The sequence below is a fragment of the Labrenzia sp. THAF187b genome (genome assembly GCF_009363375.1).
GTDB classification, from domain to species: Bacteria; Pseudomonadota; Alphaproteobacteria; order Rhizobiales; family Stappiaceae; genus Roseibium; species Roseibium algicola.
This window is the reverse complement of sequence record NZ_CP045344.1, coordinates 1,042,409-1,058,279: the sequence shown is the minus strand read 5'-3', so window position 1 is coordinate 1,058,279 and position 15,871 is coordinate 1,042,409. Positions and strand designations below refer to the sequence as shown.

The 15,871-nt window shown below is 60.3% G+C and carries 12 protein-coding genes; 9 read left to right on the top strand and 3 right to left on the bottom strand.

What is annotated here, in order from left to right:
- Positions 1-501 precede the first annotated feature (501 nt).
- The 7 genes from FIV03_RS04885 to FIV03_RS04855 are packed head-to-tail and all read left to right on the top strand — an operon-like array spanning position 502 to position 8,034.
- Positions 502-1,869: a V-type ATP synthase subunit B gene (locus tag FIV03_RS04885; protein WP_152508858.1), complete on the top strand. Its 1,368-nt coding sequence runs from the start codon at positions 502-504 to the stop codon at positions 1,867-1,869.
- Positions 1,869-2,492, top strand: coding sequence for a V-type ATP synthase subunit D (locus FIV03_RS04880; RefSeq protein WP_152508857.1), 624 nt, complete (start codon positions 1,869-1,871; stop codon positions 2,490-2,492). The genes FIV03_RS04885 and FIV03_RS04880 overlap by 1 nt, the downstream gene beginning before the upstream one ends.
- Complete coding sequence (locus FIV03_RS04875) at positions 2,489-4,282, top strand: V-type ATP synthase subunit I (RefSeq protein WP_152508856.1); 1,794 nt, start codon at positions 2,489-2,491, stop codon at positions 4,280-4,282. The genes FIV03_RS04880 and FIV03_RS04875 overlap by 4 nt, the downstream gene beginning before the upstream one ends.
- Entirely contained in the window at positions 4,279-4,728 is a 450-nt protein-coding gene (locus FIV03_RS04870) for an ATP synthase subunit C (protein WP_006939055.1), read from the top strand. The genes FIV03_RS04875 and FIV03_RS04870 overlap by 4 nt, the downstream gene beginning before the upstream one ends.
- A 24-nt stretch (positions 4,729-4,752) precedes the next feature.
- Positions 4,753-5,454: a hypothetical protein gene (locus FIV03_RS04865; protein WP_152508855.1), complete on the top strand. Its 702-nt coding sequence runs from the start codon at positions 4,753-4,755 to the stop codon at positions 5,452-5,454.
- 1 nt (position 5,455) lies between these two features.
- Positions 5,456-6,202 carry a hypothetical protein gene (locus FIV03_RS04860; RefSeq protein ID WP_152508854.1) on the top strand — a complete coding sequence of 249 codons (747 nt, stop codon included), beginning with the start codon at positions 5,456-5,458 and terminating at the stop codon, positions 6,200-6,202.
- Positions 6,199-8,034 carry a V-type ATP synthase subunit A gene (locus FIV03_RS04855; protein ID WP_152508853.1) on the top strand — a complete coding sequence of 612 codons (1,836 nt, stop codon included), beginning with the start codon at positions 6,199-6,201 and terminating at the stop codon, positions 8,032-8,034. The genes FIV03_RS04860 and FIV03_RS04855 overlap by 4 nt, the downstream gene beginning before the upstream one ends.
- An 83-nt stretch (positions 8,035-8,117) precedes the next feature.
- On the opposite strand, the gene FIV03_RS04850 is transcribed toward FIV03_RS04855, so the two are convergent.
- Positions 8,118-8,819: a nitroreductase family protein gene (locus FIV03_RS04850; RefSeq protein ID WP_152508852.1), complete on the bottom strand. Its 702-nt coding sequence runs from the start codon at positions 8,817-8,819 to the stop codon at positions 8,118-8,120.
- A gap of 414 nt (positions 8,820-9,233) precedes the next feature.
- Between FIV03_RS04850 and FIV03_RS04845 the strand changes: the two genes are divergently transcribed.
- Both FIV03_RS04845 and FIV03_RS04840 read left to right on the top strand, forming a co-directional pair.
- The gene (locus FIV03_RS04845) at positions 9,234-10,229 is read left to right on the top strand and encodes an ABC transporter substrate-binding protein (RefSeq protein ID WP_023014426.1); all 996 of its coding nucleotides are present in this window, start codon (positions 9,234-9,236) and stop codon (positions 10,227-10,229) included.
- Between the two features lie 127 nt (positions 10,230-10,356).
- Positions 10,357-12,648, top strand: a complete 2,292-nt coding sequence (locus FIV03_RS04840; protein ID WP_152508851.1) for an EAL domain-containing protein — start codon at positions 10,357-10,359, stop codon at positions 12,646-12,648.
- Positions 12,649-12,760: 112 nt separating this feature from the next.
- Here FIV03_RS04840 and preA read toward each other — a convergent pair whose 3' ends face one another.
- Both preA and FIV03_RS04830 read right to left on the bottom strand, forming a co-directional pair.
- Positions 12,761-14,074, bottom strand: coding sequence for an NAD-dependent dihydropyrimidine dehydrogenase subunit PreA (gene preA / locus FIV03_RS04835; RefSeq protein ID WP_152508850.1), 1,314 nt, complete (start codon positions 14,072-14,074; stop codon positions 12,761-12,763).
- Between the two features lie 90 nt (positions 14,075-14,164).
- Positions 14,165-15,511, bottom strand: coding sequence for an NAD(P)-dependent oxidoreductase (locus FIV03_RS04830; RefSeq protein WP_055659228.1), 1,347 nt, complete (start codon positions 15,509-15,511; stop codon positions 14,165-14,167).
- Between the last annotated feature and the right edge of the window lie 360 nt (positions 15,512-15,871).

Here is a 15,871-nt window from a genome sequence, read left to right as displayed (position 1 = left end):
AAAAATCTTCCTCTTGGGAAAAAATTCAGATGACTGAAGATCAACAATGGCGGGAAGGCGCGTGATCGTGAAAAAGAAACGATCATGAAGAATGATCGGGAACTTGGAGAATTGATATTCCAATATATAGGTAGAATATCAGGTGGATCGTTTGAAAGTTGCTTTAAATTTGTGCAGCGCAACTGCACGTTTTCCGGAATGCTGCTTTTCCCCGGGCTTTTGCCGGAATTAAGCGGATCAGCGACGTCGGCCCGCCGCTAACGCAAGTGAAATGGGGTTGCGGCAGTGCGGGAACAGGCCTTCTGCCTCTGGCATGAGCACTTTGATGCAAGTCATACGAACGCAATCATTTCTCTCTTAACTTCATTTTGGTTGAAGCGAGTTGGGTGCCGGGCAACAGTACAGGTTGTGCGGGATCGAAAAACCCGCCTAAGATGGTTTGCGTTGCAGCAGAACGGGTTTGGCCCGATGTGAGTTAATTTCCTTCCCAAGGGGGCGTTGATGCTGGTCTCCCACACACGGATTGTCGATATCGTTGGCGATATCATTCGCATTCAGGTGTCTTCGACGAAGAGCGAGTCGGAGGGGCGCCCGTGCCTGGGTGATCTGGCACTGGTCGATTCAGGCGATGGTGCGACGTCTCTCGCACAGGTCAACAACATCGACCGGGACATGGTTTCGCTGCAGGTCAATTCCGGTACGAAGGGCCTCGCCAACAATTCGTCCGTACGCTTTCTGGGTGAGCCGGCCAAGGTCACCTATTCGGACAATATCCTGGGCCGTGTGTTCGATGGCGCGGGGCAGCCGATTGACCGGGGCCCGGATCTGTCCAGCGACCCTTCCGTCGCGATCGGCGGACCGTCCGCCAACCCGATGAAGCGCGTACTTGCCTCGCGCATGATCCGCACAGATGTGCCGATGATCGATATCTTCAACTGCCTCGTGGAAAGCCAGAAGATCCCGATCTTCTCGGTTTCCGGCGAACCCTATAACCCGTTTCTGGCACGTATCGGCATCCAGGCAGACGCCGATATCGTGGTGTTCGGCGGCCTCGGGCTGATCTTCGATGACTATGCCTTTTTCCGGCAGCAGTTCGAGGATGCGGGCGTTTTCCCGCGCACCGTCATGTTCATCAACCAGGCGTCCGATCCGGTGGTCGAGCGCCTGCAGGTTCCGGACATGGCCCTTGCGGTTGCGGAAAAATTCGCCGTTGAGGAAGGCAAGCGCGTTCTGGTGCTGCTTACCGACATGACCGCCTTCGCAGATGCCATGAAAGAAGTCTCCATTGCGATGGAGCGGGTGCCCGCCAACCGGGGTTATCCGGGCGATCTTTATTCCCAGCTGGCCCGCCGTTACGAAAAGGCCTGCGATTTCAAGGGTTCAGGCTCGGTTACCATCCTTACGGTTACGACAATGCCGGGCAATGACGTCACCCATCCGGTGCCGGACAACACAGGCTACATCACCGAAGGCCAGTTCTACCTGCACAGCGGCGTTCTGGACCCCTTCGGCTCGCTGTCACGTTTGAAACAGCATGTGATCGGCAAGGTGACGCGTGAGGATCACAACCAGATCATGAACACCATGATCCGCTTTTATTCCGGCGCGCGCGATGCGGAGCAGAAGCAGTCCATGGCGTTCGAATTGTCGGAATACGACCACCAGCTTCTGAAGTTTGGCGGCCTTTTCCGGCGGCGTTTCATGGATATCAATGTCGCAATGCCTCTGGAGGAGGCGCTCGACCTGTGCTGGCAGACGCTTGCCGAATGCTTCCAGCCGGAACAGCTGCTGATGAAGCAGGGGCTGATCGACAAGTATTTCCCGAAAAGGAAACCTGCCGGCGGGGCGTCTGACGAGGAGGCTGCCTGATGGCAAGGCTGGCCCTCAACAAGTCGTCTCTGGCCCGGGAAAGCGGACAGCTCTCGGAATACAAGCGCTTCCTGCCGTCTCTTGAGCTGAAGAGGCTTCAGATCATGGCCGAGCGCGCCAAGGCGAAGGAAGCAGCCGTCCGCCTGGAGGCGGAGTATGAGGAGCGATTCAACGCTCTTGCGCGGTCTCTGCCGATGATGGCCAACAAGCATGTCCCGCTGGAAGGGCTCGTGGTGTTGAAGCAGGCCGTCGTCGGCGAGCAGAACCTCTCCGGCACCCGGCTGCCGGTCCTGGAGGATATCAAAGTCGAGACGAAAGCCTATTCCCGTCTGGCGCGCCCGCATTGGGTCGACCCCTATGTCGCAGGCATGCAGGAACTGTTGCGGCTCAACAAGGAGCGGGAGATTGCCAAGGAGCGTATTGCCCGGCTGATCGAGGCCGAAGCGGTTATCTCTCGCCGGGTCAACCTGTTCGAAAAGGTGCTGATCCCGCAGGCGGAACGCAACATCAAGAAAATCCGCATGGCCCTGGCGGACGCGGAACGCGATGCCGTGGTCCGTGCCAAGATCTCCAAACGCAAGACGGCAGCTCGCGGCGCCGAAACCTCGGTGGCCGAGCTATGACCATTGTCCCGCTCGTCAAGGTGAATCTGGTCGGCATCCTTGAGGACAAGGACAAGGTGCTGGAAGCCACGCAGGAATTCGGCGCCCTGCATCTGATCCCCCTGACTTCGGCACAAAAGGAACTGGAAGCCGTTCCCGCAGGCCGGGGGCGCGAGGCGAGCGAAGCCCTGCGCTGGCTCATGGACAGCAAGGCGCAGCGTCGTCCGGTCACCCATCTTGACGACTTCGACCTGGAAGCGGTGGTCGAAAAGACGCTCGCCAACCGCAAGGCGCTCCGTGACTGCGAAGACCGGGTGGCGCGCCTTGATCAGCGCATTCAGGACGTGGAGCCCTGGGGCGAATTCAGCTTTTCCGACCTGGCCGAAATCGGCGAGCACCGGCTGTGGTTCTACGTGGTGCCCAACGCCAAGCTCAAGTTGATCGATTCTTCCGACAAGATCCTGGAGATCGTCCACCGCGACAAGTACCGCAGCTACATCGTGTTGCTTTCTCCGGAAGAACCGGCGGCAAATGCCATGCCGGTGCCGCGCGTTCACGTGGGGGCCGAGGCGCTCTCGGTGCTTCGCCGTCAACATGAAGATGCAACCATCCAACTGGAAGAACTGGAGCTGCAGCGTCAGGCTCTCACCAAATGGCGGTTCGTGCTGGCACAGAACCTTGCCGCCGCTCGAGACCATTCTGCCCGCCACAGGGCGTCGCTCGAAACAGCGGACACCGAACAGGTCTTCGTGCTTCAGGCCTGGGCGCGGCGGGACCAGGTCGCGGAAGTCCGCACGCTTTCGGACAGTCTCGGCATCGCCCTGCTGGTGACGGATGTCGAAGAGGCCGATGCGCCGCCCACGCTTCTCGACAACAGACCTGCTCTGGAAGCTGGAGAGGATCTGGTCGAATTCTACCAGACCCCCGGCTACAGAGGGTGGGACCCTTCGGCAATCGTCTATGTTTCCTTCGTGATCTTCTTCGGCATGATCATGACGGACGCGGGCTATGGCCTGCTTCTTCTGCTGCTGTTGTACCTGTTCCGGGCGCGCTTCAAAGGTTCGGCGTTGGGCCGGCGCATGTTCCGGATGTCCGTCTGGCTGATGATCTCGACGGCGGCCTTTGGCGTGGCAACGGGTAGCTACTTCGGGGTCGCGCCTCCCGAAGGCACGTTTCTCGCACGCCTGAAGGTGCTGCATCTGAAGGACGTCGACACGATGATGAAGATCACGCTGACCATCGGTGTGACCCATATCGTCATTGCCAACCTGATGCGCGCCTGGCACGAAACGAGCCTGAGCGGTCGCCTGCAGCCTGTCGGCTGGTGTCTGGTGGCACTCGGTGGCCTGGCAACGTTTCTGGGGCAGGGCACTCTCATTGCGGTTGCCGGCCCGGTCGTGGTGGTTGGTGGGCTCCTGCTGGTCGGCATCTTCGGCAGCGACCGCAAGGTGACATCGCTCAAGACCGGCGGCCTGAGGGTCTTCGACGGCCTCGCCTCGCTGGCCCGTATCGTCAACATCTTCTCTGATGTTCTCAGCTACATGCGCCTGTTTGCGCTGGGGCTAGCGGCAGCGTCGCTTGCCGAAACCATCAATTCGCTCTCGGGCCAGCTAAACCACGCGGTTCCTGGCGTCGGTCTGCTGATTGCCATCGCGGTTCTTGTGCTCGGGCACGCCATCAATATCGGGCTGGGGCTGATCGCCGGCTGCGTGCATGGCCTGCGTCTGAATGTCATTGAATTTTTCAATTGGGGTTTGAAGGACGAGGGCACGCCTTTCCGTCCGTTCAAGAAAGAGGAGACACGCCTGTGAACGAATTCGTTGTGGCTCTCGGCTGGTTTGGGCTGTTCGCGCCGGTCGCCCTCGGCGCAATCGGCAGCGCCTGGGGCTGCGCCCTTGGCGGTAGCGCCGCGATCGGCGCCATGCTGGACAGCGACGGTGGTTACGGCCGGTTCATCGGTGTTTCGCTGATGCCGTCGTCCCAGGTGATCTACGGCATCGTGATCATGTTCTCGTTGCAGCAGCCCACCATCGATGCAGCCAATGGCGCCGCGCTTTTCGGCATCGGCCTCCTGTCCGGCGTCACCATGCTCTACACCGGCATTCGCCAGGGCGAGGTGCTCGCCTCGGCCATTCATGCTTCCAAGGCCAAGCCGGAAATCTTCGGCATTTCCCTCGCACCGGCGGCGGTGCTGGAAGGGTTTTCGGTCTTTGCTCTCGTCTTCGCGCTGGTCCTGTCCGGCTCGATCCCCGCTTAGGGCCAGAAGGAACAGGAGGCGGCAATGTCCAAACATGACGCAGCAGACGACCTGGAGAACGCCGCTGGTGCCGGTGTCCAGGCGCTTATCGAAAGACTGAAGTCCGAAGGCGTGGCCGCGGGCCAGTCGGAGGGGGATGCCATCCTGGCCAAGGCCAGAGAAAAGGCGGAAACGATCGTCGAGGAAGCAAGGCAGAAGGCGGACAGCCTGCTGGCTGATGCAAGAGCGGAAGCGGCCAGGGAAAAGGCCGCTACGGAAGACGGGCTGAAGGTTGCCGCGCGCGATCTTGTCCTCAGTCTGCGCAACGAGTTGGGCGACCGCATCCAGCAGGAAGCCGGCCGGCTGGTGGCAACAACACTTGCCGACCAGGAATTCCTGAAAAACCTCATTCTGGCGATGGCCGCCAACGCAAAGGACAATGCGTCGGTCAGCGATACTGAGCCGATGGAGATCGTCCTGCCGGAGAAGGTCGTCACCTTCGAGGAGTTGAAGCAATCACCCGAAGCGGTCGAGCCGGGAACCCTCACCCACTTCGTGATCGCGCTTGCAGGCGAGGTGTTGCGGCAAGGGGTCACCTTCTCCACCGCACCGGGCTTTGACGGCATCAAGGTGAAGTTGACCGACAGGGATGTTTCCATCGATCTGACCGAAGAATCGATCGCGACACTGTTGAAGCGGCACCTGCAACCGCGTCTCAGGGCGGTGATGGAAGGGGTGCTGCGCTGACATGAGCCGGCCGCACCAATATATCGCGCTGGTGTCCAGCCTGCCCCATCTTGGCAAGCTGTTCTCGCGCAAGGACGTGCCGATCTCGGGGTTCCGGTTGAAGCAGCGGCTGTCGATGCTGGAGCCCGCGCATGCGAGCCTGCTGCGCGAGATGGTGGAGGTGACGGCCTGGGCCGGCGTTGCCGGTTATGATCGCGACATCGATGTGATCCGGCGGGCAAAAAAGGTTCTTGCCGATCTGGCTGCCTATCCGGATCTGCAACACCTTGTCGGGGCACGCATGGAAACGCGGACGCTGATTGCAGCGCTGCGCCGCCGCCGGGACGGACAGGAAAGCGCCGGAGATATCGAAAACTGGGGCTTCGGCCGCTGGTGCGCACAGGTCAAGGCCAACTGGAGCGACCCGGCCTTCGGGCTCGGCCATTTCATGCCGTGGGTGGGCGAAGCTCACCAACTGATGCGGGCGGGCGATCACATCGCCATGGAACGTCTTGTCCTCACCCAGGTCTTCCGGCAGATGGGCCATTACGGCAACCTGCATGAATTCGATTTCGAGGCCGTTGCGATCTACGTGCTGCGCTGGGTGATCGTGGAACGCTGGTCACGCTACAACGAGGCCGATGCACGTGCCCGTCTGGCCACGCTCGTGGCGTCAGCCCTTGGCGGCAAAACGGACGACGGCAGTCAAGCCGGCCGGCCGGACCTTTTCTCAGACTTCACTTCTGCCCTTGAGGGAGCCCCTTCATGACGAGCCATGTTCAGTTGCCCGAACCGACCGCGGAAATCGTCGCCGTGCAGGACGATCTCGTCACACTGTCTCCGCTCGGCTCTGCCCCTCTCATCAAGAACGAGGTGGTTTATATTATCCCCCATGGTCCCGAACGTGATGGAAAGCCGCGGGAATACCTGAAGGCCGAAGTGCTGCGCGTGCGCGGAAAGTCCGCTGAAGCACAGGTGTTCGAAAGCACTGCGGGCGTGCGCGTCGGTGACAAGGTGATCCAGAGCGGCGAGATGCTGTCGGTTGCTCTCGGACCGGGCCTGCTCAGCACGGTTTTTGACGGCTTGCAGAACCCGCTGGCCGACATTGCGGCCGAGCACGGCTTCTTCCTGCCGCGCGGGGTGCTTACCAACGCTCTCGACCAGAACCGCAAATGGTCGTTTGAACCCAAGGTGAAATCCGGTGATGTGGTCAAAGCCGGGGAAACGCTCGGCACGGTTCCGGAAGGCAGGTTCGAGCACCGGATCATGGTTCCCTTCGTCACGACGGGTTCCTGGACAGTGGACCGGATACGCGAAGGAACTTTCACCATCAACGAGGTGGTGGCAACGCTCAAGAACGATCGCGGCGAGACCCGCGACTTGACCATGGTCCAGCATTGGCCGGTTCGCCGGGCAATCCCGGAAGGGCTGGTCAAGGCCGGTCAGAGCGAGCGGCTTTATCCAAGCGAGCCGCTGATCACCACCTTGCGCCTGATCGACACGTTCTTTCCCATCGCCCGTGGCGGTATGGGCTGCATTCCGGGCCCCTTCGGCGCGGGCAAGACGGTGCTGCAATCGCTGATTTCGCGTTTCTCGGCGGTCAATATCGTGATCGTGGTTGCCTGCGGCGAGCGTGCCGGTGAGGTGGTCGAAACGATCACCGAGTTCCCGCACCAGCCCGATCCTTCCGGAGACGGCACGCTCATGGACCGCACGGTCATCATCTGCAACACGTCTTCAATGCCCGTGGCAGCGCGCGAGGCCTCGATCTACACCGGCATTACCCTTGGCGAATACTACCGGCAGATGGGCTATGACGTGCTCTTGATCGCAGACAGTACCTCTCGCTGGGCCCAGGCCATGCGTGAGACCTCCGGCCGGCTGGAGGAAATTCCGGGAGAGGAAGCGTTTCCCGCCTATCTCGACAGCGCCATCAAGGGCATCTACGAACGCGCGGGGGTCCTGCGTACTGCCAGCGGCGAGACCGGCAGTCTCACCATGATCGGCACGGTGTCTCCGGCCGGCGGCAATTTTGAGGAACCGGTCACCCAGTCGACCCTCGGCACGGTCAAGACCTTCCTGGGCCTCTCGTCCGAGCGGGCCTACAAGCGCTTCTATCCGGCGGTCGACCCGCTGCTGTCCTGGTCGCGGTATCACATTCAGCTCAACGACTGGTACCAGAAAAATATCGGCCCGGACTGGGTGCCCCGCGTTTCCGAGATGATTGAACTCCTGCGCAAGGGCGACGAGATCACCCGAATGATGCAGGTGACAGGCGAAGAAGGCGTCTCGACCGACGATTTCATCCTTCAGCAGAAGGCGCTGTTCCTCGACATGGTCTACCTGCAGCAGGATGCCTTTGACGACGTCGATGTATCGGCTCCGCTCAAGCGTCAGCAGGAAACCTTCGATCTCGTCTACAGGATCGCCCGTACCGACTTTGCCTTTGACGACAAGGAAGCCGTCCGCAAGTTCTTCACCGAACAGACATCGCTCTTCAAGAACCTCAACTACGCCGCCGACGGCAGTCCGGACCGCAAGGAATTGCTGGAGAAGATAAAGGCCAATGTCAGCGCCGCCCCGACACATGTGACGGGGTGATCGCCGTGTATTGCGGGCGAGTAAGCCCCGGGCTTCGCGCAGTCCGCCCGGGGTGAGTTCTGGAAACGCACTTGGTTCTGAAGCTATTCCTGGTCCTCGAACACGCTCAGGATCTCTTCCAGCGGCTTCTTGATCTTGGCGACAGCCGGTACAGTCGCGTCTTCAGCGGGATGGCCGACGGCCAGGATCATGACCGGCTTTTCCGCTTCCGGACGGTTCAGGATCCCGTTCAGGAATTTCATCGGGTTGGGCGTGTGCGTCAGGGTCGAAAGGCCCGCATGGTGAAGTGCGGTGATCAGGAGGCCGGTGGCGATGCCGACACTTTCAGGCACGTAGTAGTGCTTGTAGCGGGTGCCGTCGTCGAAGGTGCCCCAGCGCTGCGCGAAAATCACGATCAGCCAGGGGGCGATGTCCAGATGCGGCTTGTCCGCGTCGGTGCCGATGGGCTCCAGTGCCTTGATCCATTCGTCGCCCGCGCCGCCATCATAGAACTTGCGTTCTTCTTCCTCGGCAGCCAGGCGGATCTTGTGCTTCAGGTCGGCATTGGAAATCGCCACGAAATGCCATGGCTGGTGATTGGCGCCGCTCGGGGCTGTTCCGGCTGCGCGGATGCAGGCTTCGATGATGGAACGGTCCACAGAACGGTCCGAGAAGTGGCGAACCGTATGGCGGGTGCGCACATCGTCATAAAAGTCCTGCGCACGGGCCAGCATTTCCTTGTCGTCGTAAATTCGCCGGTCCGGCAGTGGCAACGGTTGGTAATCCAGGGCTGATTTGGAAATCATGTTTTTTGTCCATTTGCATTGCCGACCGGCGGATTCGCAAGGAACCCGGGCCGCGCAATCTCCTCCCACTATGCACCGTTAAGTATGGATCGACTGACCGGGCGTCAGGCAATTAAAAATCCAGTCCACCGGCTTCACAACTTGAACCAAGCCCGCCTATGCTCCTCTTTGAAACGCCAAATGGCCTTGATGAAAAAATAACCTTGACCAGTGACATGGCACCTTTCTAGATTTTCTTGACCAATTGGTCAGCGCTGTTCGTTGAGAAGGCAAAATGCCCCGGCGTCCGGATGCGGCCAAACAGCCGGAAGAGGATCAGGCGGCCGGGAAACGCTCCGAGGTCCGCACCGGTTGGGGTTTGAAGTTCCAGAGAAGGGTGAGTCCGACAGCGGCTCGCCCATAACCAGTAGGGGAATGGCAATGAAGGCATTGAAAAGTCTGGCGCTCGCGTCTGTCCTGGGCGCAAGCCTGGTGTCAGGTGCGGCCAACGCCGCGGACGAGCTGACACTGCAGCTTAAGTGGGTCACACAGGGCCAGTTTGCCGGCTATTACGTGGCCAAGGACAAGGGCTTTTACGACGAAGAAGGCCTGGACGTAACGATCAAGCCGGGCGGTCCGGACATTGCGCCGCCGCAGGTTATCGCCGGTGGCGGTGCGGACGTGATCATCGACTGGATGCCGTCCGCCCTCGCATCGCGCGAAAAGGGTGTGCCGCTTGTCAACATCGCACAGCCGTTCAAGAAGTCCGGCATGATGCTGACCTGTCTGAAGGAAACCGGCATCACCTCGCCGGAAGACTTCAAGGGCCGGACACTCGGCGTCTGGTTCTTCGGTAACGAATATCCGTTCCTGTCCTGGATGAGCCAGCTCGGCATTCCGACCGACGGTGGCGACGAAGGCGTGACCGTCCTGAAGCAGGGCTTCAATGTCGATCCGCTGCTGCAGAAGCAGGCCGACTGCATCTCCACCATGACCTACAACGAATACTGGCAGGTCATCGATGCCGGCATTCCGGAAGAAGACCTGATCGTCTTCAAATACGAAGACCAGGGTGTCGCAACGCTGGAAGACGGTCTCTACGTCCTGGAATCCAGCCTGGACGACCCGGCAATGGTCGACAAGCTGGCCCGCTTCGTGAAAGCCTCCATGAAGGGCTGGGCCTATTCCGCCGAAAACCCGGAAGAAGCTGCTGAAATCGTTCTGGAGAACGACGCCACTGGCGCGCAGACAGAAAAGCATCAGATCCGCATGGTCGGCGAAATCAACAAGCTGGTTGATGGATCTGACGGCAAACTGGACATGTCTGCCTATGAGCGCACCGTGAAGTCCCTCCTGTCCGGCGGCTCCGACCCGGTCATCACCAAGGAGCCGGAAGGCGCTACCACAACGGTCGTAACCGACAAGATGTAACGTCAATCGGGCAGCCGGGGCGGAATTCGTTCCGGCTGCCTTTGCCTGATGCCTGCCAAGGCACTAAAAATTAAAGGTTTGAACCCAGACTGCTTCGCTGACAAAAGCTTGGGATTTTGAAAGCGAAATGCGCGATCTGTCTGGAAAAACAGACAAATTCGACCTGGTTCATTCCGCGGCGGAGACAGTGTCCGACGAACCGCGCCGGATGACCGCGAGCGTTTTCGGCATTTCTTCCAGCCTCGTCATCATTTTGATGTTCTGCGCGGTGATTTTTTCTTTCGGCGCCGTGCTGTTCAAGGTGCTGGTCGCGGAGCGCGAAGCTGCGATGCGGGAGACCAAATCGGTCGCGCGCGTCTTCCAGAACCACAAGCAGTTGCTGTTGCGTGAAATGGAGCGCTACGCCGCTTCCAACGCCGCCTATCAGAATATCGATACCAATCTGTCGCCCGACTGGATCAGGACCCGGTTCGGCGTCGATATGGCCCTGGATTTCGCCCACGACTACACGGTGCTTTTCGGTCCGGGCGGCAAGGTTCTCTTTTCGTCCAACTACCACGGCAAGGAGAGAGCGGAAGACTTTTCCAAGAGCGTCCAGACGGGCATTACCGGCACGCTGGACAGCATACGCGGCAATTACGTCGAGGCCCTGGTCCGGTCAGAACCAGGCGAAGTCCGCTTCACCGGGGCTTTGGCCGACATTTCGGCCATCGACATCGTCGAGATCAACGATCACCCCTTCATCGTCGCGGCCTTTGCGATCGTACCGGATCCGGGTGGGATCGAAATGTCCTTCGGGCCGCCGAACGTTCTCGTCAACGCATTCGAGATCGATGCGGCGCATCTCAGCAATCTTCTGTCCAGCCTCGCCCTCGACAATCTGAAATTCGCTTCGGAAATTCCCGACGGAATGATCGGCACCCCGGTTCAGAACGGATCCGGCACGGTGCTTGGTTATCTCGCCTGGTATCCGATGAGCCAGTCGTCGGGGATCATCCTGTCTTCGATACCGGTTCTCCTGCTGTCGCTCGGGGTCATTCTGACGGTGGCCCTGATAGCTCTCCGGCAGAATGCCAACGCCAGGGCACGGCTGGCAGCCCGTGAACAGGAAGCCCGTTACGCCGCCAATCACGATTCCCTGACAGGCTTTGTCACACGCGGATACTTCCACGCCACAGCCACGAAAAGGCTGGCCTTGAGCAAGGATCAGCAGCGTGGCGCCTGGATCATTTATCTCGACGTCGACAACCTCAAGCAGGTGAACGACATCTACGGGCACACCGTGGGCGACAGCCTGGTGGTCGCTCAGGCCGAACGCATCAGATCGGTCCTCGGCCCGTTCGACCTGGTCGCGCGCAGCGGTGGCGATGAATTCCTGATCCTGACGGAGCGTTGGGAAACGCCGGAGCAAGCCGTGGAGGAAGCGGGCAAGCTGTTTGAAAAGCTGCGGCAGCCGTTCGACTATGAAGGCAAGCGCATTGAAACGTCCGTAAGCGCGGGTATCGCCCGCTTCCCGGACCACGGCCAGACACTGACAGGCCTTGTTCGCGCTGCCGATATCGCCCTGCAGCGCTGCAAGATGGAGCAGAAAAGCTCGTTCCGGATTTACGACGAGCGAATGGACGACCTTCTGCGCGAACGGCGCGAGATCCGTGTGGATCTTGATTCAGCCCTGCGTGAAGAGCAATTCGACCTGTTCTATCAGCCGATCGTCGACGCCCGGTCGGGCGAACTGGCCTTCTATGAAGCCCTGATCCGCTGGCGGCATCCAAGCCGCGGCCTGGTGCCGCCGGTGATGTTCCTGCCGGTTGCCCAGGATGCTGGACTGATGCCTGTGATCGGTGCCTGGGTGCTGGAGCGGGCGCTTCACGATGCCTGCAGCTGGATGCAGACCGGCGTGTCGGTCAATGTCTGCACAAGCCAGATCCAGGCCACAGGTTTCGCGGACAAGGTCGAGGCACTGCTGCGGAAATACGACTTTCCTTCGGAAAGACTTGTTCTCGAAATCACCGAGGACCTGATGCTGGAGGAAAGCGCGCAGACGCGGAACACCATTCTCAAGCTGCGCGATCTTGGTGTCGGGCTCGCCATTGACGACTTCGGCACCGGATTTTCCAGCCTGAACTACCTGCACAAGTATCGCTTCGACAAGATGAAGATCGACCGCAGTTTCGTGTCGCGTATCGGCGAGGACGAGGAAGCGGACATGGTCGTCCGCTCCATGCTGAGCCTTGCCCGGGTAATGGGCATGCAAAGCGTCGGCGAAGGGGTCGAGACGGAAGCACAGCGCGACTTCCTGGTGGAGGCGGGTTGCGAGTTCCTGCAGGGCTATCTCTTCGACAGGCCGCTGCCGTTCAACGAGTTGATGCCGCCTGATCCTTTGTCGCAGATGGAAGGCATCCGTCGGGCCGGCGGCTGATCTGCCTGCTTGCGGCAATCCCTTTCAAGGTTACCTAGCCTGAAAAGCGAACAAAAAAAACGCGGGCAAGGGAGGATCCTGCCCGCGTTGAAGGTGACCGCCGGAGCTTTGCCTATTCGGCTGCTTCCTTGACGGCCATCGGGTTGTTCGGGTGCGTCGTCCAGTTGGCGTAGTCTTTTTCGACAGGCTGCCTGGTGCGTGGGTCGATGCTGCCGGCCTCCATGGGTTCCATGGTGATGCAGCCTTCGATCGGGCAGACATTGACGCACAGGTTGCAGCCGACGCATTCCTCGTCGATCACCTCGAACTTGCGAACGCCGTCCACCATGTTGGTGATTGCCTGGTGGGACGTGTCCTCACAGGCGATGTGGCAGCGGCCGCATTCGATGCAAAGATCCTGATCGATCTTGGCCTTGGCGATGTAGTTGAGGTTGAGGTACTGCCAGTCGGACACATTCGGCACCGCACTGCCCACAAACTGGTCGACGGACGTATAGCCCTTGGTGTCCATCCAGTCGCTGAGGCCTTCGATCATGTCCTCGACAACCCGGAAGCCATAGGTCATTGCGGCCGTGCAGACCTGCACAGAGCCTGCGCCGAGCGCCATGAACTCGGCCGCATCACGCCAGGTGGTCACGCCGCCGATGCCGGAGATCGGCAATCCGTGGGTCACCGGGTCGCGGGCGATTTCGGCAACCATGTTGAGTGCAATCGGCTTTACGGCCGGGCCGCAATAGCCGCCGTGCGCACCCTTGCCGTCGACAGAGGGAGACGGCGACATGATGTCGAGGTCGACACCCATGATCGAGTTGATGGTGTTGATCAGCGAGACAGCATCAGCACCACCCGCCTTGGCGGCCTGCGCCGGCTTGCGGACATCGGTGATATTCGGCGTCAGCTTCACGATGCAGGGCATGCGCGAATGCTGCTTCACCCAGCGGGTGACCATTTCGATGTATTCCGGCACCTGGCCGACGGCGGAGCCCATGCCGCGCTCGCTCATGCCATGCGGGCAACCGAAGTTCAGTTCGACACCGTCGGCTTCGGTTTCTTCGACGCGGCGGAGGATGTCGATCCAGTTCTGCTCCTCGCAGGGCACCATCAGCGAGACGACGAGCGCCCGGTCCGGCCAGTCGCGCTTCACCTGCTTGATCTCGCGCAGGTTCACTTCCAGCGGACGGTCGGTGATCAGTTCGATGTTGTTGAGGCCGATCAGCTGCCGGTCCTTGCCATGGATCGCGCCGTAGCGCGGACCGTTGACGTTGACCACCGCCGGATCTTCCCCAAGCGTCTTCCAGACGACGCCACCCCAGCCGGCCTTGAAGGCCCGGACGACGTTATATTCCTTGTCCGTCGGCGGCGCGGATGCCAGCCAGAACGGGTTCGGCGATTTGATGCCGATAAAATCAGTACGCAAGTCAGCCATGGTGGCTCTCCCTCAAATCGGTGGCGCCGAGCGCGTCAGCTGCTGTCGGACGCTCAGGTCCCAGTCGCTCAGGTTTCAGGCGCGCAAGTCTCAGGCGGTCAGGGCAGCGTTAATGCTCTCGGCGGCAATCTTGCCATCCTCGACAGCGGCAACCGTGAGGTCTTCACCTCCCAGCACGCAATCGCCGCCCGCCCATACATCGGCAAGGCTGGTCTTGCGGTCCGCATCAACCACGATGCGACCCTTTTCAAGGGACAGCGCATCGCCGAGATCCGCTTGCACCAGGGTCTGGCCTACGGCCTTGAACACCATGTCCGCAGGCAGGGTGATGACTTCGCCGGTACCGGTCAGGGAACCATTCTGCTCCTGGGTCCGCTCCAGTTCAATTGCGGTAATCGCACCGTTTTCACCGACAAGGCCCTTCGGCTGGGCCCAGGTCATGATCCGGACGCCGCTGGTCTGGGCCAGCTGCTGTTCGTATTCGGAGGCGTTCATCCGGTCCTGACCGCGGCGATAGGCGATCGTGACGTCTTCGGCGCCCAGCAGTTTGGTCTGGACCGCAATGTCGACCGCAGTCATGCCGCCGCCGATCACCACGATGCGCCGGCCAACCGGAAGCTCGGAAAGATCCTTCGACTGACGCAGGTCGGCAATGTAGTCGACGGCATCGATCGAGCCGCTCTTGTCTTCGCCTTCAAGCCCAAGCGCATTGACGCCGCCAAGGCCGATGCCGAGGAACACGGCATCATATTCGGCACGCAGGGTCGCAAGATCCAGATTGGTGCCGAGGCGCATTCCGGTCCGGACCTCGATACCGCCGATGGACAGGATGAAATCCACTTCCCGCGCGGCAAAGTCGTCGACCGACTTGTAGGAGGCGATACCGTATTCGTTGAGGCCGCCGGCCTTTTCCCGGGCATCGAACAGGGTGACGTCGTGACCGTGCACCGCCAGCCGGTGGGCGCAGGAAAGACCCGCAGGTCCGGCGCCGACGACGGCAACCTTCTTGCCGGTCGCGGCAGCGCGGGTGAACGGCGTCGAGCTGAACTCCGACATGAAGTGATCAGTCGAATACCGCTGCAACTCGCCGATCTTCACCGGCTTGCCTTCGGCAACTTCGCGCACGCAGACCTGTTCACACAGTGTCTCGGTCGGGCAGACGCGGGCACACATGCCGCCCAGAATGTTCTGGGCGAAAATGGTCTTCGCGGCCCCGGTCGGGTTCCCGGTCGAGATCTGGCGAATGAACTGCGGAATGTCGATGCTGGTCGGGCATGCCTGCATGCAAGGGGCGTCGTAGCAGAAGTAGCAACGGTCGGCTTCGACCTGCGCTTCGTGCTGGTCCAGCAGCGGGTGCAGGTCGCTGAAATTCTCAGCGTATGCGTCCTCAGGCAAGCGCCCGGCGGCAATGTCCGGGCCGGCTTTGGTCTGGGTCATGGAGATCTCCGGAAGGTTGGCGATCGTTTTCAAGGTGGCTTCCTTCGTTTGATGAGGAGGCTCAAGAATGCATTGGAAGAAAATTTGAACAGTTAGTCAAATTTTTTTTGGAATGATTAAAAACATGAGGGAAAAAATCAGCAATAAAATTACCGGAAAAACAGCACCTTAACGCAAAAAAGGTGCTGTGATGAAATTTGCGCCATGGCGCAAAATCCGGCCTGATAGCTGCCTGTCACGGCGTTTTGACGGGGAAAACAGAATAGATCAACGCGCACGCACGCCAAAGCGCTCCGGCGCACCTGTGTGCACCAGAGTTAAAGCGGCCGCCAGGCAAACTGGTAGCGTTGGTTCCGGAAC

Bases quoted from the DNA above. Each gene is read 5' to 3' on its own strand.
- FIV03_RS04885 (WP_152508858.1), top strand. From the start codon at position 502: ATGCTGGTCTCCCACACACGGATTGTCGATATCGTTGGCGATATCATT.
- FIV03_RS04880 (WP_152508857.1), top strand. From the start codon at position 1,869: ATGGCAAGGCTGGCCCTCAACAAGTCGTCTCTGGCCCGGGAAAGCGGA.
- FIV03_RS04875 (WP_152508856.1), top strand. From the start codon at position 2,489: ATGACCATTGTCCCGCTCGTCAAGGTGAATCTGGTCGGCATCCTTGAG.
- FIV03_RS04865 (WP_152508855.1), top strand. From the start codon at position 4,753: ATGTCCAAACATGACGCAGCAGACGACCTGGAGAACGCCGCTGGTGCC.
- FIV03_RS04860 (WP_152508854.1), top strand. From the start codon at position 5,456: ATGAGCCGGCCGCACCAATATATCGCGCTGGTGTCCAGCCTGCCCCAT.
- FIV03_RS04855 (WP_152508853.1), top strand. From the start codon at position 6,199: ATGACGAGCCATGTTCAGTTGCCCGAACCGACCGCGGAAATCGTCGCC.
- FIV03_RS04850 (WP_152508852.1), bottom strand. From the start codon at position 8,819: ATGATTTCCAAATCAGCCCTGGATTACCAACCGTTGCCACTGCCGGAC.
- FIV03_RS04845 (WP_023014426.1), top strand. From the start codon at position 9,234: ATGGCAATGAAGGCATTGAAAAGTCTGGCGCTCGCGTCTGTCCTGGGC.
- FIV03_RS04840 (WP_152508851.1), top strand. From the start codon at position 10,357: ATGCGCGATCTGTCTGGAAAAACAGACAAATTCGACCTGGTTCATTCC.
- preA (WP_152508850.1), bottom strand. From the start codon at position 14,074: ATGGCTGACTTGCGTACTGATTTTATCGGCATCAAATCGCCGAACCCG.
- FIV03_RS04830 (WP_055659228.1), bottom strand. From the start codon at position 15,511: ATGACCCAGACCAAAGCCGGCCCGGACATTGCCGCCGGGCGCTTGCCT.